Source organism: Clostridia bacterium (genome assembly GCA_035561135.1).
In the GTDB taxonomy this organism is placed as follows: Bacteria; Acidobacteriota; Terriglobia; order Terriglobales; family Acidobacteriaceae; genus DATMYA01.
In genome coordinates this window covers 38,979-65,483 of the sequence record DATMYA010000040.1, presented here as the reverse complement: position 1 = coordinate 65,483, position 26,505 = coordinate 38,979, and the positions used below count along the sequence as shown (strand labels likewise).

The following is a 26,505-nucleotide window of genomic DNA, read 5'->3' as shown; positions in this document are numbered from 1 at the left end:
ATATCCGGCCGGCGGAGGGTGCGCGTTGTGCCGTATGCGGCGATGTCCTGTTGTCGCGCTATGAATGTCAACTTGGCGAAGCGCGCTGCAATGACTGCGGCCGCGAGCAACCGACCTTCGTGCGCGCGGCCTCCTACGGGCCGTATGCCGGGGGACTACGCGAATTAGTGCATCTATTGAAGTATGACCGAGTGCGTCCCGCGGCGGGTGTGCTAGGCCGGATGCTGGCTGAAACCATTGCAACGCTTGAAGCGGAGTTCCCGGCGGACGTGCTGGTGATTCCGGTGCCGTTACACGCGAGCAAACTGCGGCAGCGCGGGTTCAACCAGTCGGAGCTGATAGCTGAAGCTGCGCTTCGGCACCTTGAACGGCAGAGTCGGATTCGTTATCGAAGGAACTTGAGTGCGCTTGTGCGCAAGCGTGCGACGGAGTCGCAGGTGGGCATGACGCGAGAACAACGCCGAGCCAACATGCGGGGAGCTTTTGCCGTCGGATCTCTAAACGACATTGCAAACAGCGCTCTGCTGCTAGTGGATGACGTTTTCACCACCGGCGCGACGGTGGGTGAGTGCGCTCGTGTGCTGCGCAAGGCCGGGGCGGCGGACGTTTGGGTCGTGACCGTCGGCCGCGCACTCAGGGATGCAGGAACGTTTGCGAATGTCCCCCGAGCGGGTATTCAGGAGGAGGAAGGCGAGGCGGCCCTGGTCGCACATGCACCTTAGAAATCATGAAACGTGAGGGACACAGATCGAGCCGTCCGACGATGGAGACCGCTGTGCCGGTCGAGAACCCGTATAGCGCGATGCACGCGCCGGTGCTGGTTCTGAACGCCTCCTATGAGCCGATCAACGTTTGTGCGGCACGCAGAGCGATCGTGCTCGTTCTGAAGGGCGTTGCCATGACGGAAGAGATCAACGGACACTTCTTACACTCGCCGCGCATCGCAATGCGAGTGCCCTCAGTCATTCGTCTGCTTGAATACCGCCGCATTCCGCACCAGACGCGAGCACTGTCGCGCAAGAACATCCTGCTGCGTGACCGTAATACCTGCCAGTATTGCGGCCTGCTGCTGTCCTCCAGCGACTTGACACTCGATCATGTGATCCCGCGCTCGCGCGGTGGCGCCTCTACATGGGAGAACCTCGTCGCGTGCTGCCATGAATGTAATCGCAAGAAGGGAAACCAACTGGCGCACGATACCGGCATGAGACTGTTGCGCGAGCCGCGTCCATTTACGCTGCATACCAGCCGACATATCATGCGAATGATGGGCCGCTCGGACGCAAAGTGGCGGAAATACCTGTTTTACTAAGTTGGAATTTTAGTTTCAGCAACTTGGCCGGCCGCACGTCGGTCGTTCCTTTTGCTGCGCAAATTGTGCTCGATGGCAGGCGTCTTTTGACACACCTGAGGGACTTGGCCTTGTCGGCGTAGTCGCCGATTTTGCCTAAGTTGTGAACGCCGGTTCCCAATCAGCCACCACCGAGAGAGTTGAAGGAGTGGAGTGTAGCGTTTTTTTCAATAGTTTAGCGGCCTGTCAGGTCACTGCTGTTGGAAGCGTAACTGCTTATTCAATAATCGCTGCCAGACCCTCTTCTGGCAAAAACCCTTCACGCAAGCTGATAAGAAGTCCTGGAGTATAAATGCCGGAAAACGTGATGGAGCATATTGTTACGGAATTGCGCCAAACCGGCGCCCAGTATTATCCCGAACACGGGGAGCTCAGGAATGTTCGGGTTGTGGGCCACACTCCCAAGAGCGACCACTATATTTATGACATCGTGATCGACTTTGCGGATGGCGCGGAGCGATTGGCGGCCAAGGTTTATCGCGCAAGCAAGTGCGGTGCGCGGGGCTCGAAGGACATGGCCAGCGTGGAGACCCGCAATCTACGCAAGGTCTATGACACGTTTCGCAAAAAGAACCTGGCCGGGGTTCCACGCCCCGTTGGCGAGTTCGTGGAGTTTGGGGCGGTGGTTGCCGAGAAGCTAGGCGGCATGCCGCTGCAATCGATCATCATGAAGGCTGCACTTCTTCCGGGCTATGCCGACCTTGGCACGTTGCACGCAGCAGCTCGCCACGCTGGCGAGTGGCTTCGCCGCTTCCACAAGGCTACGGCCGACTTGCCGGCTCCGTTCGACGGTGTAACTCTGCTGCGCGAACTTGAAAAGCTTTGCGCGAACTGCAAGGGTTCCGGACTGGACGAAGCCTCTGTACGGATGATTCTGTCGGGAACTAAGTCGATCCTGTCCAAGACCAGGAAAGCGCTGCCGACCTCGGCTGTGCTGAACGACTTCTCGCCCTTGAACATCGTTCTTGGCGAAAAGGGCGTGGGCTTCAGCGACTTCGCCAACATGGCGGAGCGCGGTACGTCGTATAGCGACGTCGCATCGTTCCTGGCTTCCGTGGAGGCGTTGGAGAAATATCCCTTCTGTAACCGATCGATCACGACCGAGGTGCAGGAGAGTTTTCTGGAAGCTTATGGCGTAACCCCCGCGGAGCAGCAGATTTTGCGGGTTTTGAAGATGCAGGCTCTGCTTAGCATGTTCGCTCAGGGCCGCAACGTGAAGGAAAGCGCCGTCCGCAAGAAGGTGATGTGGGCGACGGTGATGAAGAGATTCATACAGCAGGCGGCTGAGCGGTCGCTAGCGCCAGCTGCGTAGGCAACTCCTTCGCCGCTGTCTGAAGATGGCAATGAAGAAGGCGACGGCTGGCAGCCGTCGCCTTTCTCTTTCCCTACTCAAAGTTTCCGGCTTCGTTACTTCGGTGTCTGCGGAGGCGGCGTCTGCCCTTGGGGAGCCTGTTGTTGTGACTGGCCCGGAATCTCCTGACCTTCGTAGGTGATGCGACTCTTGGACCCGAAGCGCTTGTAATTCGTGTATTTCACGATCTGCCGAATATGCACGTCACCGGCGGAAAATTGTAGCGTGTCATCGACTCGCGTGTAGGTCGGAAACCAGTACCTGCCATCTACTTGCTCGCGGTACGTGGTGAATTTGGGGAACAGGTTTTCCTGCCCTCTCTTTTGCACGACGTCGGGCACATTTTTACCGAAAGTCTTCACGATCTGGAAATCGTGGTCGTCCACCCAGATGCGGCCTTCAAAGTAGCGCTGATTCTTTTCAATGCGCTTGGGCTTGATGTCGAACACGTACGTGTTCAGTTCATCCTGTTTCTGCTGACCCGCGTAGCTGATGTCGTATAGCCCGATTTCGTCGCTGGTCAACACGAACGGCAGGCGTTTCTCGATGTCTTCGAAGTCCTCGCGTGTCATCTGTACACGTTGCAGGGAGGACTGAGGCGCGAATACCACCTGCTCCTGGCGGCGTCCCTTATCGTCAAAAAGAATATCGACGACGGACTGGTACTCGCCATCGACGGTGTTGCCGTCGATCGTCTGCACTTTCACCGACTGTCTCCATGTGTAGTTCTCGCGCGCCTCCTTGAACTCTTTCTCCTTCGTGGCGAAGCGCTGAATAACCTCTTCCACCGTGATACCCGATGGAGGAACCGTTCTCAACTCGCCCTCGCCCCGGTCCTGCGCCAGTGCGGGAGCGGAACTTAGCAGCGTGAATAAGAGTGCCAGCAGCGGAGCAGTGCGGAGTAAGTGTTTGATTCTCATGAGAGTTTTCCTGTGATTCTTCCAGCAATTAGATGCGAAGCTCGCACCAGAGATGCAGTTGGCAGTTGCCGCTCGAGCAGTGAATCGGGAGACATCAGGCGATATTATGCTTGCCTGTCCGGCTACTCCGCATAGAATGTTAGCGCGTACTCCCCCAACCATGAGCGAGTTTCTTAAGGGCATTCCTGCAGTAATGACCGTCGGCGTCGTCGTCGGCGTCTTCTTTTCCCTGCAGAGGCAACACCGAACTGCACGCGTGCGCTTCTGGGTTATTGGTTGGTCGGTCATGTTCCTGCACTTTGTGGCCGCGCTGTTCTCAGTGTCTTCGCCGGGGGCAACTTGGATAGTAAACACGGTTCAGTTGGCAACGTTGCAGGTGGCGGGGCTGGCTTTCCTCGTTTCCATGACCACCCTGGTCGAAGTGCCACGCCTGCGCTCAGGGGCCTTTGTGCTCATGAGCATACCGCTGGTGACGTATGCCGGCATGATGGCGGCGAATAGTTCCAACCGGCTCGCATACTCATGTTTGGCTGCGTGGATATTCTTCGGTGGCGCAGCCTGGTTCCTGGCCTGGTACGGCCGATTCTCGGTCTACGTCGTGTGCACGATGGGATTCCTTGCGTCGCTCGGCGGGATCGCGCTTTGGCATATCCGCACGGAGCACGCCGACATCGCGTTCTATACGATGTTGCTGGCGATGTATACGCTCGCGGGTGTTCTCTTCGCGCGACGATTCTGGCGTGCCTCTGCCGGTGTACTGCTTTCCTGCGGCGGCTTTTTTGCCTGGGCAGGGATATGGGCATTGGCGGCTTTCGCACCCAGTGTCGTCGCCATCGTGGGCTTCGACAGCGACCTGTGGAACATCCCGAAACTCTTCGTTGGCGTAGGCATGATCCTGACCCTCTTGGAAGAAGAATCACGCGGTGCGCGGGCGGCGGGGGAGCGAGAGCGCACGCTGAATCTCCAGATGGGGCGCTTTGCCGACATCACCTCCCGGCTGTTGGGTGGTGCCGAGGTTCGGTCGCTGTGCAGCGAGATCGCGCAGGTCATTACTGAATTTGCGAATTTCCGGCGCGTCGCCATCCTTCTGCCCGATGAGCGGAACCGCCTGGTGCTCGTGGGCCACGCTGGCGTAAGTTCCGAAGCATACGAGCAACTCACTAAAAAACTCACCGACTTCACAGCCGAAAAGGTAGCGGAACTCTGCGCCGGGGCGCGACAGATTGGGCACAACTCATTCATCTGCAGCGGCGCTGCTGCACGCGCGTACGCCGTCAGCAGCATCGAACACTTCGACATGAACCCGTTCTGGCGCGAGGGCGATGAACTGCTGGTGCCGTTGCGCTCAGCGCAAGGGGCAATCGTGGGATGCATCTTGCTTGACGATCCCAAAGATGCAAGCCGCGTTACGCACGAGGAGATGTCGAAAATCGAAATGCTGGCCAGCGACGTGGCCGTCGCCATCGAGAATGCCACGCTCCAGCGACGCATCGTCCTGCAGGAGAAGATGGCATCGGTCGGGCAGCTAGTCTCCGGCGTGGCTCACGAGCTGAACAATCCTCTGACGGCCGTCATGGGTTACACCGAACTTATGTCGGACAGCGACACCGAAGGCCGTTATCAGCGCGAGCTGGACATCATTCGTCGTGAAGCCAGACGGATGAAGCTAATCATCGACAATCTGCTGCGCTTCGCTCGCCAGGCAAAGACTGAGACCAAGGCGGCAGTCTTCCAGCAGGTGCTGGTCGAGGCGCTGAATCTGCGCGACTATGAACTGAAAAGGCTTGGAGTCGTGGTGGAGAGTGACGTCCCGTCGAACCTGCCACCCGTCGCCGTGGACGAGGCGCAGCTCAAGACGGTTGTGGTGAACCTGCTGAGCAACGCGGCGGACGCAATGCAAAACTCCGACGAACGAAGCGTGACGGTACACGCGCGCCATGTCGGGGAGAGAGTGGTTGTGAGCGTGCTGGATACCGGCGGCGGCTTCAGCGACGTGACGCGGGTCTTCGATCCTTTCTTTACGACGAAAGGCCCGGGGCGCGGCACCGGGCTGGGACTAAGCATCTGCTATGGGATTGTGAAGCAGCATGGCGGCGACATTTATGCGCGCAACGTGCATCCGCGCGGTGCATGCGTCAGCATGGAGCTTCCGGCGCTGAATGGAGAGGAAGCGGCAAGGGCGCACGGTTCGGCCGCTACGCTCGGGTCGTGATCCTCGTCCGCGCTCAGGACTCGTTGGCGCGTTAACGTCGTCGGCCTTGTAGCCCGTTGGCGTGCAGGCTCTCGTGTGCGGCGTTCGACCTACTCTCCCCTTCTGCTTGCGGCTGGGCCACTGGTTCGGCAAGTTTAACGAACTGGATGGCTAGCCGGAACCGGCAGCAGTTATTAGGTCCGAATCGGGCGTTGCCTTTCTTCAACAGTTCTTGCAGCCGTTCATCCTTGGGAAGCTCGCCTTTGTACCGGTTGAACGCATCGAAACGTGCCTCTACAACAACGAATGCACGCTTCTTGGTTTCGAAAAGATCATCTAGACGCTTTCTCGCGGCACTGCTTTCGTCCTTATTTTCCAACACCGGCAGAGTTGAATCGTCGTCGTTTGCGGCTGCCGGACACGCTGGATCAAGGAAGAAGCTGTACTCCAAGGTTGATTCAATAACGCCAGCGGTCACAACCTTCTGCTGATCGTACATTTCGGGATGGCGCACGATCTCACAAAACGGAACATAGCCACGTTGTGGTCCATCGCCCGATTGTGCAACCGGTGCCAACAGGAGGACAGCAAATGTTAGTAGTAAAGTTCTCATCGCACCCTCCTTATCTTGGCTTAGTGATATTGGGATCGTAGGTGAGCACATCCAATCTTACAGCCGATTTGTTCCTAAGCTGGCTACCTTCGTTTAGACTTACGATTTCGTATGCCGCAGCCATTTGGCAATCGGCAGAGGACGGCCTTATGCCGTCGTTTCTGGAGGCGCAATGATACGTCGCATTCTACTGGGCAGCCTGTTGCTGCTCTCGTGTTTCGCTTTCGCGCAGAGCAAGCGGCCCTTCACTTTGGACGACATGATGCAGTTGAAGCGTGTCGGCGATTTCGTTGTCTCACCGGATGGGCGCTGGGTGGCTTTCACGGCCGTGGACGTCAGCCTGACGGACAACTCGCGCAAGCCGCACCTGTGGGTAGTGCCGGTTGCGGGTGGCGAGTCGCGGCGTTTGACGACCGCGGGCGGGCCGGGCGAAGACCGTTTGCGCTTCGCGCCCGACGGCAGGAGCGTGCTGTTCGTGAGCGCGCGCGATGGTGGTTCGCAGGTGTGGGTGCACCAGTTCGATTCCGTTAACGGCGTGCTCATGGGTGAACCGCGCAAGGTGACCAGCATTTCGACAGAAGCGAGCGGCGCGACGTGGTCACCTGACGGTAAGTGGATACTGTTCACAAGCGATGTCTATCCCGATTGCCCGGATGACGCGTGCAACAAGGGGAAAGAAGATGAGCGCGAGAAGTCGCGGGTGAAGGCGACTGTGTATGAGCATCTTTTCTACCGGCATTGGTCGAGCTACTTCGGGGGCAAGCGTTCGCACCTGTTTCTCGTTCCGGCGGAGGGAGGCGTGGCTCGCGACCTCGTGCCCGGCGACCACGATGTGCCTCCGTTCTCGCTCGGCGGACAGGACCAGTACGCGTTTTCGCCCGATGGCAAAGAGATCGCCTTTACCGGCAACATCGAGGAAGTGCAGGCGACGAGCACCAACAGTGACGTATTCGTCTTGTCGCTGACAGAGCAAGGTGCGAAGCCGAGGAACCTGACCGCAGAGAACAAGGGCAGCGATTCGACAGCAATGTATTCGCCGGACGGCAAGTGGCTGGCGATCCGCTCGCAGTTCCGCGCCGGCTACGAGAGCGACCGCTTCCGTCTGCGCCTGATCGAGCGCGCAACGGGAAAGATCACAAATCTAACCGAAGGCTTCGACCGCTGGGTGGATTCGATGGCGTGGGCTCCGGACTCGAAGAAGCTGTACATCACGGCGGGAGACAAGGGCGAGTCGCCACTGTACGCCGTTGATATTTCGGGCGGCACGCCGGTCGAAGTTGTTCGCGGATCCAACGATTCACCCGCACCGACGCCGAATGGGAAGACGATCATATTCGGCCGGAACTCGGTGCAGTACCCGACTGAACTGTTCGCCGTGCAAGTTGATCCGGCAGGCGGGAAGGCGTCCGGCAAGGACGCGCAGCTAACCAGCGTGAATCGCGAAGTTTTCTCCGCCGTCTCCATGCAGCCTGTCGAACCCTTCTGGTTCACCGGGTCGGAGAAGGCAAAGGTGCAGGGCTTCATCGTGAAGCCGCCCAACTTCGATGCCGCAAAGAAGTATCCGGTGAAGTTCCTCATCCACGGGGGACCACAGGGGGCGTGGGGCGATGACTGGTCGTTCCGGTGGAATCCGAATATGTTCGCCTCTGACGGCTACGTGGTCGTCATGGTGAATCCGCGCGGCTCGACCGGCTACGGACAGAAATTTGTCGATGACGTGAACGGCGACTGGGGTGGACGCGCTTACAAAGACCTGATGATGGGCCTGGACTATGCCGAGAAGACGTATCCGTACATTGACAAAGACCGCGAGTGCGCTATGGGCGCGAGCTACGGCGGATACATGGTGAATTGGATTCTCGGACACAACACGCGCTTTAAGTGCCTGGTCTCACACGATGGCATGTTCAACACCGAGAGCGCGTACGGTTCGACCGAAGAGCTGTGGTTCCCCGAATGGGAGCTCAAGGGTACGCCGTGGAATAACCGGGCGACGTACGTGAAGTGGTCTCCGCACCAGTACGCGAAGAATTTCAAGACGCCGACGCTCGTCGTTCACGGGCAGCTTGATTACCGTCTCGACGTGAGCGAAGGCTTCCAGCTATTCACAACCTTGCAGCGACTGGGCGTGCCTTCGAAGATGCTGTACTTCCCGGACGAAGGCCATTGGGTTCTGAAGCCGCAAAATTCGCAGCTCTGGTACAAGACGGTTAACGGCTGGGTGGACAGTTATCTGCAAGGGGCAAACGTCGGACGGCAGACATCAGACAGCAAACGCTAGATGTCACACGATAGATAGGTGTAAGAGAACCAGAAGGCACGGCTCGCGAGCCGTGCCTTCTTTTTTGGGAACAGCGGGTTGAGCGAGAACAGCGCGACCGCGAGATGGTGCGCTTCTTATAGCTTAGGAAATTAATGTTTCGGAGCTTGTTGCGCTGTGTGCTCGGCTGCGGAAAGATACGCTCCGCCGAGCAGCATCAGGCCGGAGACGAAGGCCCAGAACATCAGTGTGACGGATATCGAAAATGGGCCATAGACTTCCTGGAAATCCAGCCACGGAAGGGCCGCTACGTAGAGCCACTTGGCGAACTCGAAGAGTAGGCCGGTAACGGCAGCAGCCGGCAACACGGCCCGCGGTGGCACCTTGCCGTTCGGCAACACCCAATAGATTAGGAAGAAGATTCCAACCGACGCGACGATAGAGAAGATCTTCATGACGAAGTAAGCGAGGGCGCGGAACAGAATGCCTCCGCCGAAAACCTGCCCGAGTAGATGCCAGTTCGCGGCTGTTGCGCCGATGGAGAGCATCGCCAGCGAGCCGCATCCGAAGGCGAGGCCCAGCGACATAATCTGGTTGCCAAGATAGGAGCGGTCTTTTCTAAATCCCCAGACCTTGTTCAGCGCGACTTCCAGCGGTAGGAATATGCCTGTCGAGCTGATGATCAGCATGATGATCGAAAAGACCTGCACGGTGTGTCCGGCGGCAAGCACGCGCAGGTTCTTGATGACGAAATCCTGGTTGCTCGGCAGGTAGTCGCGGAGCAGGCCGAGCACGACCTCGTACATGGTTTGCGAGTGAAAGACGCGCCGCGTGATCGTGAGCAGCAGCACGATAGCAGGGAAGAACGAGAGAATTGCGTTGGCTGCAACCGAAAATGCATAGGTATGCACTTCGGTCGTCATCAGGTACTTGAAGGTTGGGGCGGCCTGGCGATGCACTGCGCCGAAAAGGGGGCCATGACTCTGGACGGGCGTAGGCCATGCCTCGGCCGCAGAAGCAGCGACGGGCGCGGTTCCAGCGTGTTGAACGTCTTCACCGGCGAGTGACATCTCTTCTGAATCGTAACAGAGTAGGTAATTTTCGTCGGCCTGAACAGGCAGGAGAAAACAACCGAGAGGTCCAACACGAAGACCCTATGAGACGAGTTCCTGTTTGTGGCCACCAAGCCCGTTTCGGGAAAACGCTAAATCGTGTTGTTCTGAGTACTTGCCAAAGTCCAGAGTTCCTGCAATCATGCCCTGCCTACGGAATAAGGTAGGACTGGCCGACAGGTCAGGAGTGCAGGTTGATGTTTCGTCAGCAGTGTGTGAAGCAAATGAATTCGGGCTCCGGAGCTTTGCGCCGCGCAATCGTGGCGTAAAACTCGGGAGTCCTTATTTTTTTGCGCGAAGAAGGTGCTGGACCGGAGCGACAACCTTGGAGCCACTGTGGAGCGGAGCTTTGGGCAGACTTCACGCCCGGAGCCGCACATTGGCAGGAGCTACTAACAGAGTACTGAGGCGAAAGGAGTTCGTCGTGAAAGAAAAGGGAACAGTCAAGTGGTTCAACGGTGCCAAGGGTTATGGCTTCATCCAGCGCGCCACGGGCGAGGATGTCTTCGTGCACTTTTCCGTCATTCAGGAAACCGGGTATCGCACATTGAACGAGGGCGAGACCGTCGAATTTGAATGTGTGACAGGTCCCAAAGGCTTACAGGCACAGAACGTGAGCCGCGGCTAACTGGCGCTATACATACCTGAAACCCTCTCGGGAAACCGGGAGGGTTTCCTTTTTCAGCCTACTGCAACTCCAGCGAAATCAATTCGCCCTGGCCGGGGCCATCGGATTTGTAATTCACCGCTACTTTCACGTTCTTCCATTCGCAGGAAAACTTCTCGGCGCCGATCAGCACCAGCGTGCGGGAGTCGGCGGTCTGCATCTTCAGGTGCTTGCCGCCGCTCGTCATGTTGAGTACGGCACGCGGTGCAGCAGAGCAATCGATCGAGAGCAGAGTGCCCTTCGCAAACTCGACTTTGCGCATATCCGGCCTTGCAGTTTTGGTTTCAGGCTCGGCATCATTGATGGCTTCAGCGTTTGGATTCTCTTTGGGCCGCCACTGTGGCGCCGTGGGGTCGCGGTCGGCTCCAATGTGTTGCTCCGACCAACGAGTCTGCTGCGTCCGCCTGGTGTCGAGCGATGTGAGCACTTCTGTGGCTTGCGTTGCGATCTTTGAATCCTGGCTGTTTTGCAGGTGCTGGAGCAGACCCTTCGCGTCGTCGTACTTGTTGTTGAACATCTGCATCTGCGCCAGGTTCAGGAGGTAAACCTCGTTGCGCGGACTGAGTTCCACGGCACGCCGCATCTGTGCCAGCGCTGGTTCCGGGCGATCCAGCAAGAGGCTGGTCCATGCCAGCAGGTGGTAGGCGTCCGCATACTGTTGATCGAGATCGACGGCCCTCTGCAACTCGAACAGAATCTGCTGCGCTTTGCTCGCAATTCGCACGTCGGTTTGCGAACCGCGGTTGAGCAGCACAGCATAGTAGTAGTGTGCGCGGGAATCGTTAGGGTTTAATTGGGCGGCGCGCTGAAGGTGCTGTGCGGCCAGGTCGAAATCGCCCGAGCGCAGATACGCTAACCCCACGCCCCGGTGCGCAATGGGGTTGTTGGGATCATTTGCCAAAACCTGCTTGAATTCCTCGACAGCTTGCGCGTGGTGGTCGGCCACGTGCGCGTGCAGGTCGGCGACAATGGCGAGCGCTTGCGCGTCAGTAAGTTTGGACACCGTGAATGAAGGGAGTTCCAGAGGTACTGGGGCGGGCACGCGATGCATGGTTCCGCGACCGGCGCGCCAGTATTCGTAAATCACTTTGTCGAACTGCTTTGCATCCATTCCAAACGCCTGTCGGATTGCATCGGCGATCGGAACCTTGCGGTTCATCGAGAGATCGAAGTACTGGCCCAACTCGTTCATCTTTTGGTTGTCGAAGATCCAATGAACGACCAGCCACGATTGCGCATAGAAGAGCTGTCGCGCGTGTCCGCTTTCGTTGTAAGCATTGGATTCGTGCGCCACGCTGAACAGGTCAACCATGGGAGTCAGCGAATTCGCTTGGTTGAGCACGGAGGCCGACGGAGGGGCCTGTCCGATCTCGACGTCTTTTGCCGAGACCTTCATGGACGCGTAATACTCGGCAAAGCCTTCGTCGAACCACGCCTGGGTTCGCGGATAATTTGAGTTCAGCAGCGTGTGAGCGTATTCGTGGAAGGCAACGGAGTTGTTCTCCGATGAGAGGTCGAGCGCGATGTAGTTGCGGTCTTCACCCTGCTGATAGAAGCCGGCGACCTCAACGGCTTTTCCGTTGTAAACCGGTCCGGCAGCGCGCAGATCCTTGCTGGAACGGAATGCCACGATCGATAGCGGAACAGGAGAGTTGACCTTGGTGCGGCGGAACATCGAAGCGAAGACACCGCGCATCTGCTCGAAGCGGTTCAGTATCTCGCGGGCTTGGCGGTCGCTGCCGTCAGTGGCGATGACGAAGTTCGGCGAGCGGACTTCAATCCATTGTTGCGCATGTGCAGGCAGCGCCAGCACATGCATCAGCATGGAAAAGAAGAGGATTGCGATTCGGCGGACAGCCATGGGTTCCTCCACCGGTTCGTAGCTGCGCCGATGCTATCACCGTACGGTCGCGTCAGCGAGTTGCGGCAGCAACTTCCATGGGCAACTCGTTGCAGAATTGCCTGATCTGGGCACGTTGTGTGGCCGTAAGTTCCAGGAACTGAAAGCCGCAACGGAAGCCGGCGCGGTGGCGCAACTCCGCAGGAATCTGAAAAGGTTCGCAAGCGGGGAGGCTGAATTCGAGCGTAACGATGGTGCCGAGTTCGAGTTCGCGTGTTAGAGTGACGCCGATTCCGCCCTGGCCTAGATGGCTCGTTCGACCATGGATCACTTCCAACCTGCCGTTCTGCCATAGTATGACTTTGAGGCGCAGGTCGGCTTTGAAGCGCTGATACTTGCGGCTTGCAGACCACTTCTTGGTGTCCAGGTCTCCCGACTTCATTTCCCAGGGTTCTCCACTTCTTTCTTTGCCGTAGATTCGGTAGCGGATTCACGCAGCCTGCGCAGCGCCCAGCGCGAGTGTTCGGCCAGATTTTCGTCCGGATCGTTTGCAAGCGTCTCAAGCTTCGCAGCGAATTTTAGGTCGCCGGAGTTCCCCAAGGCAATCACAACGTTGCGGCGTAAGCCTTGATACTTGGCGCGTTTCACGGGCGAGTCACGAAATAACTCGCGAAATTCCTCTACGCTGATGCCGGCCAGCCACTCGAGAGATGGGTTCACCAGTTCCTGACGCGGCGCAAGCTGCGGTGTGCGACCGATAGGCGCTTTGCGATTCCACGGGCAGACGTCCTGGCAGATATCGCAGCCGTAGACGTGGCGGCCAACGCCTTCTCGCAACTCTTCGGGGATGGCCCCACGCTTCTCTATGGTGAGGTAAGAAATGCACTTCGTGGCATCAAGCTGGTGAGGACCAAGGAAGGCGTCTGTCGGGCAAGCATCGAGGCAGCGAGTGCAGGTGCCGCAACGGTCAGCAGCGGGCAGGTCGGGCGCAAGTTCAAGCGATGTGAGGATGACGCCAAGGAAGAGCCACGATCCAAGTTGCTGGTTGATGATGCAGGCGTTCTTGCCGATCCAGCCAATGCCGGCGTACTTCGCGTAAACGCGCTCAACGAGGGGACCGGTATCCACATAACACCAGGTACGGACGGTTTCGCCAGACTCCGCGACACCCTGGTGAAGCTCGGATTCGACTCGTCTTAGGTTCTTCAGAACGACATCGTGATAGTCAGTCTGGCTCCAGCCGTACCGGGAAATCCATCCGTTTCTCGGGTCAGGGTCTTCGGTGGAGTAGGGCTGAGCGCTGTTGTAGTTGATCGCACAGACGACGACCGAGCGCGCCCACGGAGCAGCGTGACTGAGGGAAGAACGCTTGAGCCGTCCCTGTTCATCGCGCTTGGCGAGGTATTGCATCTCGCCGCCATATCCGCTCTCGATCCACTCAGGAAAGTAGTCGAGTTCGCGATAGTCTCTGACCCCGGAAATTCCGGCCACGTCGAAGCCTGCGTCGATTGCAGACTGCTTCACCGTCGAGGCGAGTTCGGAGACTTTCATGCGAATACCAGAAGGGTGTTCAATACTTTGCGTTCAAAACATTGTAAAGCGACATGTGAGTAGGCGCAGCGCACTGAGGCCGACGAGAGCACCAGAATGCAAACATCTGGATTCAGAAGTGTCACACTTTCCGGCCCCTCGCTCCAGAAACAATCACCGGCCGAGTGCCGGTTCACGCAAAAACCGATCGTGGTTTCCCAAACTGTTGCAGGAGAACGGGTTCAGCATAGGCGCGCGGTTCGTGAAAAGCAGAATTTCCGGGCTGATTGGCCGCTCGCTTGCTGCGAACAATGCAGTCAACAGAGTGCCAGGTGTCTGTGCCTATGATGAAGTCTTACTGCGATGTGCGTTCTCTGTCTCTTTCCGCAAACAGACTGCTGCGCCTGTTCATAGTCTGCATAGCGTTGGCTCTAACGTTTACCGCGCTGTCAGCCAGCGCCGCGCCGTGTCCGTCCAGCACGGCAAATCCCTCGGTGACGATCTGCACGCCCTCGAACAACGCAACCGTGGGATCTCCGGTGAACATCATCGCCGGCACCACGGATTCAAATTCTGTGAAGCTGATGCAGATTTACGTGGACGGGGTGAAGGCCTACCAGGTAAGCGCCGCCGAGTTGAATGCCAGCCTGGCGATGTCAACCGGCACGCATCGGCTGACCGTGCAGGCGCAAGACAGCACGGGGGCCATATTCAAGCAGACGATTTACATCAACGTGAGCAGCGGTGGCAGCAGTGCGCCGTGCACGCTGAGCGCGGTCAATCCGTCTTTGACGATCTGCACGCCAGCCAATAATGCGACGGTCACCTCCCCGGTGCATGTCGTGGCCGGAACTACGGATTCGAACAGCGTGACGTTGATGAAGATTTATCTCGACGGCACGGCCGTGTACAGCACTGCCGCCAGCACTCTCGACACGAATGTCTCGATGTCCTCGGGCACGCACCGCTTGGCGGTGCAGGCGTGGGACTCGGCGGGACAGGTGTTCAAGTCTGTGGTGTACGTGACCGTGGGCAGCACGCCGCCGCTGCCCACGGGCGGCATTACGAATCTGGAGCACATTATCTTCATGATTCAGGAAAACCGTTCGCAGGATAACTACTTCGGCAGGATGGTGCAGTACAGGCAAGACCGCGGGTTTATGGATCCGTACGATTCACTTCCGCTGAACGTGGCACCGCTGGACCGCGCCGGACATCCCGTGCAGCCCTACCACTTTGAAACCGTTTGTCATGAAAACCTCAGCCCTGGGTGGAACGAAAGCCATTACGACGTGAATGGCGGCAAAATGGACAACTTCATGAAGACGACCGGGTCGATTCCTTCCACCATCGATCCTGACGGCACGCGCGCGATGGGGTACTACGATTGGACGGACCTGCCGTACTACTATGAGCTGGCCTTCCAGTTTGCAACCAGCGATCGCTTCTTCGCCTCCGTGCTGGCGCCGACCATACCAAACCGTATGTACCTGTTTGCCGCAACGTCGTTTGGGCACATCCGTCCTGACGCTGCGCCGAGCGGAGGCTGGACGCAGCCCACGATTTTCGACGCCCTGGACAAGGCTGGAGTCTCCTGGCGCTACTACTACCAGGACAACAGCGTGTACCTGGCTGAGTGGCAAACATGGGCCAAGGATTCGGGCAAGGTCTACAACATCTCAAACTGGTACAGCGACGTAAACAACGAGAGCACGCTGCCGAAGGTCATCTTCATCGAACGTGCGGGCAAATTGGGATTGGATGAGCACCCGACCAACAACATCCAGAAGGGCGCTGCATCTGTGAAGAAGATTTTGGACGCACTGATGCAGAGTCCCTCCTGGGCCTCGGCGGCGTTCATCTGGAGCTTCGACGAGGGTGGAGGTTTGTACGATCACGTGAATCCGCCGGCGGTGGTGAAGCCGGACGGAATCGCGCCCATGCTGCGTTCCACCGACAGGCCGGGGGACTTCAACCAGATGGGATTCCGTGTCCCGCTGATCGTCGTCTCGCCGTGGGCGAAGCCGCACTACGTATCGCACACGCCGATGGAGCTGACCTCAATTCTCAGGCTGATCGAAAAGCGCTTCGCCGTGCCATCCCTGACAGCGCGTGATGCGAATGCGCCGGACATGACCGAGTTCTTCGACTTCAGCAATCCGGCGTGGCTCACGCCTCCGGCCCTGCCGAACCAGCCAACCGACGGGCTGTGTTCGTTCAATGCGGAGAAGGCGCCTGGACATTAGTGCGTATCGAGCAGTCGCTTTCGTTGCGTTGCGCATCGGAATACGCTAGCGCATTTTCTGGGCCTAACGTGGGCGTCTTGCGCCGGTGCTGAATGTGGGGGCCGCACATCATGTTGTCTCGTCGCGAGCGCTATGCGATCGACGCCATAAAGCCAGCGAAGCAAGAGCCAGAGTCGCGCGTACGCAACTGGAACGAGGTATACCAGTCGTATGTGCCGGAACTGGCTGTGCTGGAGGCGCAGCGCTGTTTGCTCTGCGAACACGCGCCGTGCCAGCGTGCCTGTCCAGTTCACAACGACATTCCGGCGGCGTTCTTCCTTCTCGGACAGAGTGACTTTCTGGGCGCTGCACAGAAGTTTCTAGACACGTCGAACCTGCCGGACGTTTGCGGGCGCATCTGCCCGCAGGAGAAGCTCTGCGAAGGCTCGTGCATCGTCGGCGCGAGCAAGCCTCCTGTAAACATAGGCAAGCTGGAAGCGTTCGTCATCGACTACGTGCGTCGGAACTACGGCTATCCGCCGCGCCGCCGTGAACCAGATACCGGTATGCGAGTGGCCATCGTGGGTGCGGGCCCTGCGGGACTTGCGGTTGCCGAAGAACTCGCTGTCTCAGGTCATCAGGTTACGGTGTTCGACGCGTGGCCATTTCCCGGCGGACTGCTGCTCTACGGCATACCGAATTTCAAGCTCGACAAAGAGATTGTCTTCACCAAGATTAAGTATCTCGAATCGCTCAGTGTGCGTTTTGTGCCGAACTTCCGCGTAGGATACGACCGCACCGTCGACGGCCTTATTGCCGATGGATTCGACCTGGTTTTCCTCGGTCATGGCGCGGTGAAGGGTGGCGAGGTCAAAATCCCGGGCGAGGACGATTACCGCTACATCTACCAGGCGACGGAATACCTTGTGCGCGGCAACGTCCCGCAGGATCTCATTCCGGGCTACTGGAGGGATGCGGCCAACCCAAGGCCACATGCGGGCGAGGTAACGGTCGTCATCGGCGGCGGAGATACCTCGATGGACTGTGTTCGCACGGCGCGCCGGTTGAGTCCTGCGAGCAAGGTGTACTGCATGTATCGGCGGACGGAAGCGGAGATGCCGGGACGTATCGAGGAACGCGTCCACGCCAAAGAAGAGGGCGTGCTCTTCGAATGGCTTACGGCGCCTGTGCGGTTTGTCGGCAACGAGCGAGGGGAAGTCAGCGCGATCGAGTGCGTTCGGATGAAACTCGGTGCTCCGGACGAAAAGGGTAGGCGAACCCCGGCACCCGTCGAGGGCTCGAACTTTTTGCTGCCATGCGACACGGTGGTGCTGGCCGTTGGATACAGCCCGGAAACCGACATTCCATCTAGCACGCGCAACCTGCAGGCAACGCGATGGGGAACCGTTGTGGTGGCGAGCGAAGAGACTGGCGAGACTACGCGCGAAGAGGTCTTTGCCGCTGGTGATAACGTGCGTGGCGCCGACCTGGTGGTTACGGCCATAGCCGCAGCCCGCAACGTCGCGCGGCAGATGCACCAGAAGCTCGTGAGAATCGCGGACCGGAAGGCCAGGTTCGCGGACGCCGCCGGGGGACTGTAAGGAGGCGAAAAAATGAGCGGCACGTAGCCGCTCTTGCGTCACTTTCTTGAGTGTCCGGTGCCCTAGATCCCCAGCTTTTTCACTTCCTCGTTGTAGTACTTCCTGTAAAGGATGTCCCATTCCTGGGAGCCTTCGAGGATCGTGCGGCGCTGGGTTTCGATCTTGTGGCGAGCGGCCTTGTCGATATTCGCTTCTTCCAGCATGAGCTGTTCAAGAATGCGCCGGGCTTCTACGCGGATGGTATTGCGGTCTTCCAGGAAATCGACTTCTGGCGAGTCGGCCAGTGCGTCGGCGACTGTGTGCGCAAGTTTATTGACCTTATCGCGGCTGATCCTCATAGTACCGCCTTGTACTTGCGAACGAGTTCGTTCTTGATCTTCTTGAACATCTCCTGGTAGTTGGCTCCGCTCCGGCGCATCTCGTCGGAATAAGCCTCCAGGATGACGCGCACCTCTTCGTTGATGCGGTCTTCCAGGCTCAATTCATCCACGAGAGCGGCGTTGACGCGTTCCGTGACCTTGTTAAGTTCCCTGGTCTCGATGAACTCGCCTTCGATCAGTTTGTTGGTAACTTGGCGGGCTATGTAGCCCACGTATTCCTTAGACAAGAGCATGTTGGTTTGATAGTCCGTGCAGAAAGACGTTAGTTTAGCACACGCCAACTCACGGTCGGCCTACGGGGAGGATCCCCGTTCCTCTTTGCTTGCACCGCGCGCGGCCTTTGAGGCACCATGCCGCTCGCCGGTCCAGTGCTGGATTGGGAGTATGATGACAGCAGCAGCGAAGATGTGTTCTCACATCTACATCTGCCGGCATCCCAGGCTGAGTAGGCTACAAAGCTATGATCGACGATCTCACCGGACTTAAGGACGATATGACGGCCTTCATCGAGGGTCACGGCATGCGCCGTTTCCAAGGCTACGTCTCCGATGATGTCCAGAGCGTGCTCTGGGATGGAGGCGAGAACCAGGAAAGCTGGAAGGATTTTGTCGAACTAGCCAAGGCTGCATCCGCGCCTTTCCTCACCATGAATGACATGGTTCTGGAGCGCACGGACATCGACTACCTTGTCACGCGCCTGCAGCGCTCGAATTACGCCAACGAAGAAGATGTCGAAGAAGCGCGATGGCTGCGAACGCATATGGGGAAGACTGGCTTTATTCAGCTTGGATTTCCTTACCAAGGCATGATGTTCCTCTTCGAAGTCTCTAATGACTGGTACGACCGGTACCAGCGACTGCTCGATCTTGCCGACGACTTCGGCAGCCTCACCATTGACGAATCCGATCAGGACGACGAGCGCTGACACGTGCTTTGGATCCCGCGCAGGCCCCAAGAATCTCTGCTCAAAGTTGCTGGAATATCGGCGTCCTCGCCGGTCGAAATAGCGGCTGCCGCGCTGGAACGCGAAGCTCATCTCTCGCCCATCGTGGCGCGTTTGCTCGCTTTGCGTGGTATCTCCACAGTGGAGCAGGCGCGCAGCTTCCTGGAACCATCGCTCGCGCAACTGCACTCGCCCTACCTGATGTGCGGGATGAAGGCCGCTGTTGAGCGCTTGCGCGCTGCGATTGCGAAACACGAAAAGATTCTCATCTACGGCGATTACGACGTGGACGGAACCATGGCGGTCGTTATCCTGAAAACGGTTATCGAGCTTTGCGGGGGGCAATGTGACTTCCACGTGCCGCACCGCTTGCTGGAGGGCTACGGCATGCGCGACGAGGTGATCGAGCGCGCCGCTGCCGAGGGCGTCACGCTCATCATCAGCGTCGATACCGGCATTCGCGCCTTTGCGGCGGCGGAAACCGCTGAGCGCCTCGGGTTGGACCTGATCGTAACGGATCATCACTTGCCTCAGGGCGAGTCCATTCCGCACGCCCTCGCCGTGCTCAATCCGAATCAAATCGGCTGTGAGTACCCGTGCAAGGCCCTGTGCGGAGCGGGTGTGGCGTTCAAAGTGGCCCAGGCCCTACTCGAGGAGACGGGCCGGGGGCGGCTTATCCTTTCGTTTCTGAAAATTGTGGCGATCGCGACCATCGCCGATGCCGTGCCTTTGATAGACGAAAATCGGGTGTTCGTGAAGTTGGGCCTCGAAGGCCTTAGCCATCCGGTGAATGCCGGATTGAAGGCGCTGCTGAAACTTTGCGAACTCAATCGTGCCCGTCCATTGACGGCATCGGAGGTCGCGTTCCGCATAGCTCCGCGCATGAACGCTGCAGGACGCATGGACGTGGCGCGCGACGTCATTGACCTGTTCACCGTGCGAGACCCTCAGCGCGCCCAGGAAATTGCGCTGCATCTGAACCAGCTCAACGGCGATCGCCAAGAGGAAGAGGCGCGGATTTCGGACGCTATTCGCAAGCAGGTCGATGAATCGTCGGAACTGCGCGACGCTTACTGCATCGTTGTGGGCGGCGAGCAGTGGCATAGAGGAGTAATCGGCATTTGCGCATCGCGCGTGGTGGAGAGGTATTGCCGTCCGGCGTTGGTCATCGCCGTCGATGGCCCGGAGGCGCACGGTTCCGGGCGCTCTATCTCATCGTTCCATCTGCTGAATGCGTTGGAGTCCTGCCCGGAACTGTTCACGCGCTTTGGCGGGCACGCGCACGCCGTCGGCTTCGCTCTGCCGACGGAAGCCGTTCCAGAGTTACGTCGTCGGCTGGACGCCTATGCGCGGCAGCATCTGACGGAGGCGGACTTTGTCCCCGAGATCGAATTCGACGCCGAGATTGGGCTTGAAGACGTGAATCCAAATCTGTGGGAAGCGCTGACGCGGCTTGAGCCCTTCGGCATGGGGAATCCCACACCAAAATTTCTTGCTCGGAATGCCCGTGTTCTCCTGGCGCCGCGCATCATGAAGGAGAAGCACATCAAGCTTTCGCTTGGACGCAAAGCACAGGGAGATCCAAGAGGCCTCTCGCGCGGCATCGACGGTTTGGGTTGGCGGATGGCAGAACGATTAAGCGCCGAACCGCTTGAGATCGGCGACATGCTCGATGTAGTCTTCACCGTCGAACGCAACAATCATCCTGACTTCGGCGGCGGCTTGCAGTTGAATCTTTGTGACTTTGCCATGGCAGCAAAAAGCTCCGCAGCGAGTGCAGCTGGTTCATAGCCAAACTGCTGGCGAACTTGGAGGCGGAAGAACGCCCACGAAAGCAGAAAGAGTCGTCCTGAACGGAGTGTGCTTTTTCTGCGACCCGGTTTACTGCACGTTCGCTTTGAGGTACTGGTACACATGCGTTTCCGACTCATTTTTGCAGACTAAAAAAACGATGCCGACATTCCTTCCGAACCCCGGTTCAGCCGCGACTCTTTACAGTGAGGGCGCTGGCGGTCTATATTCCTCCGCCATGCCTGTTGTGTTAGCCGCGTTCTGTCCCGGGTGCGGGAATGAGATTACGACGGAGGCGCACTACTGTCACCTTTGCGGCGTCACGCTGGGGGGCGGTGAGTCTGCGCACAGGTTCGGAGCGTTCGTGCGGGACTCGGTCGAGTATGGTGCGATCTGGCGGCGCTTCCTTGCCTCGGCCATTGATGCCGTGCTCGTGATGAGCGTGGTTGCAACTGTTGCGATTGCGTTTACCTGGACGATGGAAGTTGTGTCGCCCGCGCTTGGACTGGACCGCGAGGACAGTCGTTTTCTCTGCGGCATGGTAGCCGTGGTGCTCTGGATGGTTGCTGACTGGCTGTACAACGCCCGGATGCAGAGCTCTTCTTTGCAGGCAACTATCGGCAAGCGCTTCATGAGGTTGAAGGTTACGGATCTTTCCGGTGAGCGCATTTCGTTTGCGCAGGCGACCGCACGCCATTTCGCGAAGTTTCTCTCCACGTTCGCCGCTTTCGTGGGATTTTTCATCACCATCCTAAGCAAACGCAGCCAGGCGCTGCATGATATGGTGGCCGGAACGCTGGTCGTCCGTCGCTAACGCAGCCGACAGACAGGACAAGTGTAGCCAGACGAGTCGGCGAAGCAAGTCTTCGTTCTTCAGTAACTTACATGCATTGCAGTTGGCGCTTGCATCGGTGCGCTAGAATCTTGAGGCTATGGCAGATCCTTTCGCACCTACCACACCCGCAGCGCAGGAACGCAACTGGGTGCCTCTTGTCATCGGCCTCGGGTTGGTCATCGCCATTGTTGCCGCCATCGCGCTCATCGGCCGCAATCAACAAAACACCAGTAATCTTCCGGATCCTTATGCCGCGAGTCTCCAGGTATCGGATCTCAAACTCAGTGCGGCCGACAACTTCATCGGCGCGACCGTTACTTACCTTGACATGAACCTGACGAACACCGGCAACCGCGTGCTCGTAGGCGGCCAGATAGAGGCCACTTTCCGCAACACGTTGAATGAGGTCGTGCAAAAAGAGGTCGTGCCCATCCACGTCCTCCAACCCAACAAGCTTGGCGGATATCCCGACCTGATCGATCTCGCGACGTCGCCGCTAAGCCCCGGGCAGACCAAGCCGGTGCGTGTCTCGCTCGAACATATTTCGGCAGACTGGAACCAGAACGCACCCGACATTCGCTTCACCAATCTGCGTTTGAAGTAATTCGCATAGCTCGCCACCGAAAACGAAAGCGGCATGAGTAGAAACGCGCTCCGGAAGGAGCGCTGAGACTGCTGACGAAGCCAATCCGGAACGCGCGCCATGGGCTCTCCGGTCGACATGACGCTCTTGTTTTATTGCGATTGTCGGACTGTAATCGTGGACCAACCAAATAAGATCGGGAAGCCCTTGCGTTGCACTCGCCAATTTGGCTGTGCGCTGGGCTTCCCGTCTTGAACCCTGGGTTCGAACCTTTACTGCTATTTGCCTAAAAGGACAGAGCCCTTCAGCTTTGCCAGGCGAATCTCCTGGATGGTGTTTACGCCGTTCACCTTGTCCAGAACTACTGCACTGAACTCGGGGGCCACTGGCCGCTCGACCAATGTGCCGGACGAGGTCGCGATCACCTTGGAGCCTTGCAGGAACGTAACCTTTACGTCGCTACCCGTTCCGTCAACAGTCACTTTGTATTCGCCGGCAGCCAGTTTTGTGCCGTTCATTGTGGCTTCATTACGCAGAACCAGGCTCGCCGAATTGGCGGCGAATACCGACATCGCAAGACCGATCAGCAGCGCAACTGCAAGTACCTTAGAAATTGTCTTCATTGAACTTTCCTCCGAGCAATTTCAAATGAATCCCGGCCGGTCTCTGTAAACCGGCCGGGCTATGAAGAGGGCCGTTACATTGATGAGAGCAAACTGCCCTTTCACCGTTTCTCGTACTGCAAGCCAAAGTCGCTGCGTGCTTGCGCACGCCCGGCGTTGGCCTCCGTTCCCCTCGTTTTCAGCATAGGAGGGTTGTGAAACTCTGTTAATACAGACGTAATTGGCGTCTACAAAGTTCCATCTTTGTCTCGTTAGACGAATTTTGTTTTCGAAAGTTAGCGCCCGCATAACCATCTTTTGTTGCATGCCGTCGTTCGCGAACGTATTGACAACCGCATCGCTCCATTCAAAGATGTACCTGCTTTTGAACAGGAGGGGTACCCATGCGCTCTCTCGCACTTATTGTGTTGCTGTTCGCGTCGACCGCTTTTGGCGCCGAGAATCCCCGGGTCTTTGTTACGGACAGTCAATCATGGGAAGTAGGCGCTGGGGCTGGCGGAAGTTCCGGCGAATTCGGTAGCGCCGGCAGTGGCGGTGCGCGTCCGCAAACCGCCGAAGTCATCAAGACCTTCCACGAGCGCTGTTCCAATGTGATATTGAATAACCGTCGCGATAAGGCCGACTACATCGTCGTGCTCGATCACGAAGGCGGAAAAGCCAGCATCCGTCGCGACAATAAAATTGCAATCTTCAACCAAGCGACCGGCGATGCCATCTTCAGCCGTTCAACACGGTCGCTCGGCAACTCCATCAAGGAAGGGTGCTCCGCCATCTATCAAGACTGGTCTCGGCGCGACGCCGCGGCCCGCACCAACGCCGATGTAGAGTCTCTCAACGCACCCGCGACGGGCGCCCCCGCTTCGCCCGAAGCGCGTGGTCTTACATCCTCGCAAGCCTTGGTGCGCGTGCAAGTCTCATCTGATCCGGCAGCCGCCGACATTGAAGTTGACGGAGCATTCGTCGGCAACACGCCGTCGGCGCTCAATCTTGCACCGGGCGAATACAGAATTACCGTAAGCAAGCGCGGCTATACCGCCTGGCAGCGCACACTGCGCGTCGGTGGAGGCAATGTGAACTTGATGGCAGAACTGGTACGGGAACAGAAGGCGGAGTAACGCAGTACGCAGCAAGCTGTTGCGCGCCAGCAGACGTTATTGCTGGCGTGCATAAAGGGGGGTGAGGATGGCAAGACGTGTTGTACTCGTGATGCTGCTTCTTCTTATGGCATCGGCCGCATTCGCCGATGACGAAACAGGTAAAGAAGTAAACGTGTCGGACACAAGCATACCGAAAGGCGCTAAGTTCTACATCGCGCCAATCGCCAACGGTTTCGACATATACCTCACTGCGGGCATTCAAAGGAAAAGCGTTCCGATTATCGTAGTGACTGACCGCAGCAAAGCGGAATTTGAGATCGCCGGAATTGGTGAGAGCGAGAAAGCTGGATGGGCAAAAATGCTTTTCTTGGGCTCCTCGCAAACTGCCGAGCAGGCCAGCATCAAGGTCGTGAACATCAGTACAGGGGCAGTGGTATTCGGTTACAACGTGAACAAACGGAACTCCGCTCGTGGAAAGCAAAGCGCAGCTGAAGCCTGCGCGAAACATCTGAAGAAGAAGATCGAAGAGGGGAGGTAAGCGATGACGACTGTAAAAAGAATATTCCTGGCCGTCTTATTGATTGCGTTTGCCTGTACAGCGCTTGTTGCGGCTGATCAGAAGGTTCCCGCCGGAGCGAAGGTCTACGTCGCACCTATGCCTGACGGTTTCGATACGTATTTGAAGGCAGCGATTGCGAAGAAAAAGGTGCCGGTCAATGTTGTTGAGAGAAAGGAAGAAGCCGAATACCAGATAACTGGTGTCTCCGAGACGCAGAAAGCCGGCAAAGCGAAGAAGATAATTATGCTCGACTGGCATTCCGACGAGCAGGCGAGCATTTCTGTCTCAGACCTGAAAAACGGGGAAGTGGTTTTCGCCTACAACGTCAATAAAAAGAGCTCGGCGCGCGGAAAACAGAGTACCGCCGAAGCTTGTGCGAAGCATTTAAAGGAAGCCATAAAGAAGTAGTAGCAGAACTATGAATCGCAAAGGGAGCGCCGAGGCGCTCCCTTTGCGATTTCTTATCTACGAAATCTGCGGATTGCCTTCGTTGGCTCACCCGAGCGTCAGCGCGACCTTGCCGAAATTCGTCCGCTCCAAAAGCATCCTGTACGCATCCGCGGTCTGCTCGAACGGAAGCGTCGCGCCGACGATTGGCTTCAGCCTGCCGCTATCGATCCAGGGTGTCATTGAGCGGAGTGCTTGCTGCATGAGCGTTTCGTTCAACGATAGTTTACTCAGCCACAGTCCGTGCAGGCTCGCCGCCTTCGAATACATTGCCATGGTGTCGAACTTCGGGCGCTCTCCGCTGGTGTTGCCATACATGATTACGCGCCCGAGGAAGCGGCAACACCGCAGGCTCTTCGCCGTGTGCTCGCCGGCGAGGCTGTCGAAGACGACGTCGACGCCTTCTCCGTTCGTCAGTTCCATCACGCGCTGTTCGTAGTCTTCGCGCTTGTAGTTGATGCCGTGGTCCAGTCCGAACTCTTTCAGCCGCTCGAGCTTCGTGTCTTGCGAAGCTGTGCCAAACGTCTCAATTTCCATCAGCCGGCCGAGTTGCACTCCGGCTGTGCCGACTCCACCGGCAGCCGCGTGAATGAGCGCGCGATAGGGCTTGGCGTCGCCGATTGGGGAAGGGTCGGCTGGCGCGATTTCCGGAACCACGCCGCCTTTCCAAAGCGCCAGCCAGGCAGTGAAGTAGTTCACTGGAAAGGCCGCCCCGAGTGTGGCGTCCCAGTTCTGCGGACGCGACCACACCATCTTGCGGCTAACAGCAATCCTTTCGGCGCACGCACTATGCTGCGCGTAGCCCATGACGGCCTCGCCCGTTGCTTCCACTACGCCGGAGAATTCGCGTCCAGGGACGTAAGGCGGCTGCGGGCCGCCGGGATACTTGCCCTTCACGCCGAGCACGTCAGCAAAGTTGACGCCAACGGCTTCCACCCGGACCAGCACCTCACCTTCGTTGGCTACCGGCTCCGGAATCTCCCGGATCTCCAGCATATCGGGCAGTTCCTCGGGTCCGCCAATTCGCGTTACTACGAGTGCTTTCATCGCTGTACCTCAACTGGATTGTACGCGGGCGAACGCTGCGGACCAGAGGCGGTTAGGCAGCCATACATTAGGAATTCAGTGCTCAACAGCTTGCACGGGACTTCCGTCTTGACCCCTTATTTCCTTGACCTCTTTTTCTTTGTATCTAAACGCACCTTAAGCACGTCTCATGTATGTACGTGGGAACGTGCAGAGAAGGATCTTGTCTGCACCACAGCTTCCGGGCAGGAAAAAACCGACGCTGTTTTCTCCCCCGAGAAATTCCGCGCCGGTTCTTCTCCTCCCGTAATCTGGGAGGAAAGGCCGCTCATCTGTCCCTTGCGGGTCGGCCGAATTAGTTGTTCTGTTTAGAGTCTTTGCTCCGTGGCTTGCTCGCCAATACACCACGATTGTGCCATGTGGCTGGCATTACCAAACTGCCTCGGTTCACGGGCATCGTCAACAACAAACGCCAGAGTCTATGTTTACGCTTTTGATAACTACGTGTACCGAGGGGAGCAGTCGGAGCCGCCATTCTCGGCGCATTCCGTGTTTTGGCC

The 26,505-nt window shown here is 57.9% G+C and carries 25 protein-coding genes; 15 read left to right on the top strand and 10 right to left on the bottom strand.

The window, feature by feature from the left end; all coding sequences use genetic code 11:
- The first annotated feature begins 50 nt into the window (after nucleotides 1-50).
- The 3 genes from VN622_08110 to VN622_08100 all read left to right on the top strand — a co-directional run bounded on the left by VN622_08110 (nucleotide 51) and on the right by VN622_08100 (nucleotide 2,663).
- On the top strand, nucleotides 51-722 hold the full coding sequence (locus tag VN622_08110; protein ID HWR35813.1) for a ComF family protein: 672 nt from the start codon (nucleotides 51-53) through the stop codon (nucleotides 720-722).
- Nucleotides 723-763: 41 nt separating this feature from the next.
- The gene (locus VN622_08105; protein ID HWR35812.1) at nucleotides 764-1,312 is read left to right on the top strand and encodes an HNH endonuclease; all 549 of its coding nucleotides are present in this window, start codon (nucleotides 764-766) and stop codon (nucleotides 1,310-1,312) included.
- Nucleotides 1,313-1,643: 331 nt separating this feature from the next.
- Entirely contained in the window at nucleotides 1,644-2,663 is a 1,020-nt protein-coding gene (locus VN622_08100; protein HWR35811.1) for a phosphotransferase, read from the top strand.
- A 95-nt stretch (nucleotides 2,664-2,758) separates the two neighbouring features.
- On the opposite strand, the gene VN622_08095 is transcribed toward VN622_08100, so the two are convergent.
- Complete coding sequence (locus tag VN622_08095) at nucleotides 2,759-3,622, bottom strand: hypothetical protein (protein HWR35810.1); 864 nt, start codon at nucleotides 3,620-3,622, stop codon at nucleotides 2,759-2,761.
- 160 nt (nucleotides 3,623-3,782) lie between these two features.
- On the opposite strand from VN622_08095, the gene VN622_08090 reads away from it, so the two are divergent.
- The gene (locus VN622_08090) at nucleotides 3,783-5,834 is read left to right on the top strand and encodes a GAF domain-containing sensor histidine kinase (GenBank protein HWR35809.1); all 2,052 of its coding nucleotides are present in this window, start codon (nucleotides 3,783-3,785) and stop codon (nucleotides 5,832-5,834) included.
- A 31-nt stretch (nucleotides 5,835-5,865) separates the two neighbouring features.
- Here the strand turns inward: VN622_08090 and VN622_08085 are convergent, their stop codons facing one another.
- The gene (locus tag VN622_08085) at nucleotides 5,866-6,477 is read right to left on the bottom strand and encodes a hypothetical protein (GenBank protein HWR35808.1); all 612 of its coding nucleotides are present in this window, start codon (nucleotides 6,475-6,477) and stop codon (nucleotides 5,866-5,868) included.
- 121 nt (nucleotides 6,478-6,598) lie between these two features.
- Between VN622_08085 and VN622_08080 the strand changes: the two genes are divergently transcribed.
- On the top strand, nucleotides 6,599-8,707 hold the full coding sequence (locus VN622_08080) for a S9 family peptidase (protein ID HWR35807.1): 2,109 nt from the start codon (nucleotides 6,599-6,601) through the stop codon (nucleotides 8,705-8,707).
- 131 nt (nucleotides 8,708-8,838) lie between these two features.
- On the opposite strand, the gene VN622_08075 is transcribed toward VN622_08080, so the two are convergent.
- Nucleotides 8,839-9,756, bottom strand: coding sequence for a YihY/virulence factor BrkB family protein (locus VN622_08075; protein HWR35806.1), 918 nt, complete (start codon nucleotides 9,754-9,756; stop codon nucleotides 8,839-8,841).
- Between the two features lie 466 nt (nucleotides 9,757-10,222).
- Between VN622_08075 and VN622_08070 the strand changes: the two genes are divergently transcribed.
- On the top strand, nucleotides 10,223-10,426 hold the full coding sequence (locus VN622_08070) for a cold-shock protein (protein HWR35805.1): 204 nt from the start codon (nucleotides 10,223-10,225) through the stop codon (nucleotides 10,424-10,426).
- Nucleotides 10,427-10,484: 58 nt separating this feature from the next.
- Here the strand turns inward: VN622_08070 and VN622_08065 are convergent, their stop codons facing one another.
- The 3 genes from VN622_08065 to queG are packed head-to-tail and all read right to left on the bottom strand — an operon-like array spanning nucleotide 10,485 to nucleotide 13,856.
- The gene (locus VN622_08065) at nucleotides 10,485-12,326 is read right to left on the bottom strand and encodes a tetratricopeptide repeat protein (GenBank protein ID HWR35804.1); all 1,842 of its coding nucleotides are present in this window, start codon (nucleotides 12,324-12,326) and stop codon (nucleotides 10,485-10,487) included.
- Between the two features lie 52 nt (nucleotides 12,327-12,378).
- Complete coding sequence (locus VN622_08060; GenBank protein HWR35803.1) at nucleotides 12,379-12,747, bottom strand: PilZ domain-containing protein; 369 nt, start codon at nucleotides 12,745-12,747, stop codon at nucleotides 12,379-12,381.
- Entirely contained in the window at nucleotides 12,744-13,856 is a 1,113-nt protein-coding gene (gene queG, locus VN622_08055; protein HWR35802.1) for a tRNA epoxyqueuosine(34) reductase QueG, read from the bottom strand. The genes VN622_08060 and queG overlap by 4 nt, the downstream gene beginning before the upstream one ends.
- A gap of 323 nt (nucleotides 13,857-14,179) precedes the next feature.
- Here queG and VN622_08050 point away from each other — a divergent pair, with 323 nt between their 5' ends.
- Nucleotides 14,180-16,081, top strand: coding sequence for an alkaline phosphatase family protein (locus VN622_08050; protein ID HWR35801.1), 1,902 nt, complete (start codon nucleotides 14,180-14,182; stop codon nucleotides 16,079-16,081).
- A 110-nt stretch (nucleotides 16,082-16,191) separates the two neighbouring features.
- Nucleotides 16,192-17,661 carry an NAD(P)-dependent oxidoreductase gene (locus tag VN622_08045; protein HWR35800.1) on the top strand — a complete coding sequence of 490 codons (1,470 nt, stop codon included), beginning with the start codon at nucleotides 16,192-16,194 and terminating at the stop codon, nucleotides 17,659-17,661.
- Between the two features lie 62 nt (nucleotides 17,662-17,723).
- Here the strand turns inward: VN622_08045 and VN622_08040 are convergent, their stop codons facing one another.
- Nucleotides 17,724-17,999, bottom strand: coding sequence for a DUF507 family protein (locus tag VN622_08040; GenBank protein HWR35799.1), 276 nt, complete (start codon nucleotides 17,997-17,999; stop codon nucleotides 17,724-17,726).
- Nucleotides 17,996-18,274, bottom strand: a complete 279-nt coding sequence (locus VN622_08035) for a DUF507 family protein (GenBank protein HWR35798.1) — start codon at nucleotides 18,272-18,274, stop codon at nucleotides 17,996-17,998. Before VN622_08035 ends, VN622_08040 begins: the two co-directional genes overlap by 4 nt.
- Before the next feature lie 227 nt (nucleotides 18,275-18,501).
- Here VN622_08035 and VN622_08030 point away from each other — a divergent pair, with 227 nt between their 5' ends.
- From VN622_08030 to VN622_08015, 4 genes are all read left to right on the top strand, one after another.
- Nucleotides 18,502-18,966, top strand: coding sequence for a hypothetical protein (locus tag VN622_08030; protein HWR35797.1), 465 nt, complete (start codon nucleotides 18,502-18,504; stop codon nucleotides 18,964-18,966).
- Nucleotides 18,967-18,969: 3 nt separating this feature from the next.
- Nucleotides 18,970-20,775, top strand: a complete 1,806-nt coding sequence (gene recJ, locus VN622_08025; GenBank protein ID HWR35796.1) for a single-stranded-DNA-specific exonuclease RecJ — start codon at nucleotides 18,970-18,972, stop codon at nucleotides 20,773-20,775.
- 160 nt (nucleotides 20,776-20,935) lie between these two features.
- On the top strand, nucleotides 20,936-21,589 hold the full coding sequence (locus VN622_08020; protein HWR35795.1) for an RDD family protein: 654 nt from the start codon (nucleotides 20,936-20,938) through the stop codon (nucleotides 21,587-21,589).
- A 118-nt stretch (nucleotides 21,590-21,707) separates the two neighbouring features.
- Nucleotides 21,708-22,214, top strand: coding sequence for a hypothetical protein (locus VN622_08015; GenBank protein HWR35794.1), 507 nt, complete (start codon nucleotides 21,708-21,710; stop codon nucleotides 22,212-22,214).
- Nucleotides 22,215-22,471: 257 nt separating this feature from the next.
- Here the strand turns inward: VN622_08015 and VN622_08010 are convergent, their stop codons facing one another.
- On the bottom strand, nucleotides 22,472-22,816 hold the full coding sequence (locus VN622_08010) for a hypothetical protein (GenBank protein ID HWR35793.1): 345 nt from the start codon (nucleotides 22,814-22,816) through the stop codon (nucleotides 22,472-22,474).
- A gap of 383 nt (nucleotides 22,817-23,199) precedes the next feature.
- Here VN622_08010 and VN622_08005 point away from each other — a divergent pair, with 383 nt between their 5' ends.
- The 3 genes from VN622_08005 to VN622_07995 all read left to right on the top strand — a co-directional run bounded on the left by VN622_08005 (nucleotide 23,200) and on the right by VN622_07995 (nucleotide 24,880).
- Nucleotides 23,200-23,931, top strand: coding sequence for a PEGA domain-containing protein (locus VN622_08005; protein ID HWR35792.1), 732 nt, complete (start codon nucleotides 23,200-23,202; stop codon nucleotides 23,929-23,931).
- 67 nt (nucleotides 23,932-23,998) lie between these two features.
- A complete protein-coding gene (locus tag VN622_08000) occupies nucleotides 23,999-24,451 on the top strand; it encodes a hypothetical protein (protein HWR35791.1) in 453 nt (150 codons plus the stop codon).
- A gap of 3 nt (nucleotides 24,452-24,454) precedes the next feature.
- The gene (locus VN622_07995) at nucleotides 24,455-24,880 is read left to right on the top strand and encodes a hypothetical protein (GenBank protein ID HWR35790.1); all 426 of its coding nucleotides are present in this window, start codon (nucleotides 24,455-24,457) and stop codon (nucleotides 24,878-24,880) included.
- Nucleotides 24,881-24,967: 87 nt separating this feature from the next.
- On the opposite strand, the gene VN622_07990 is transcribed toward VN622_07995, so the two are convergent.
- Nucleotides 24,968-25,966: an NADPH:quinone oxidoreductase family protein gene (locus tag VN622_07990; protein ID HWR35789.1), complete on the bottom strand. Its 999-nt coding sequence runs from the start codon at nucleotides 25,964-25,966 to the stop codon at nucleotides 24,968-24,970.
- Between the last annotated feature and the right edge of the window lie 539 nt (nucleotides 25,967-26,505).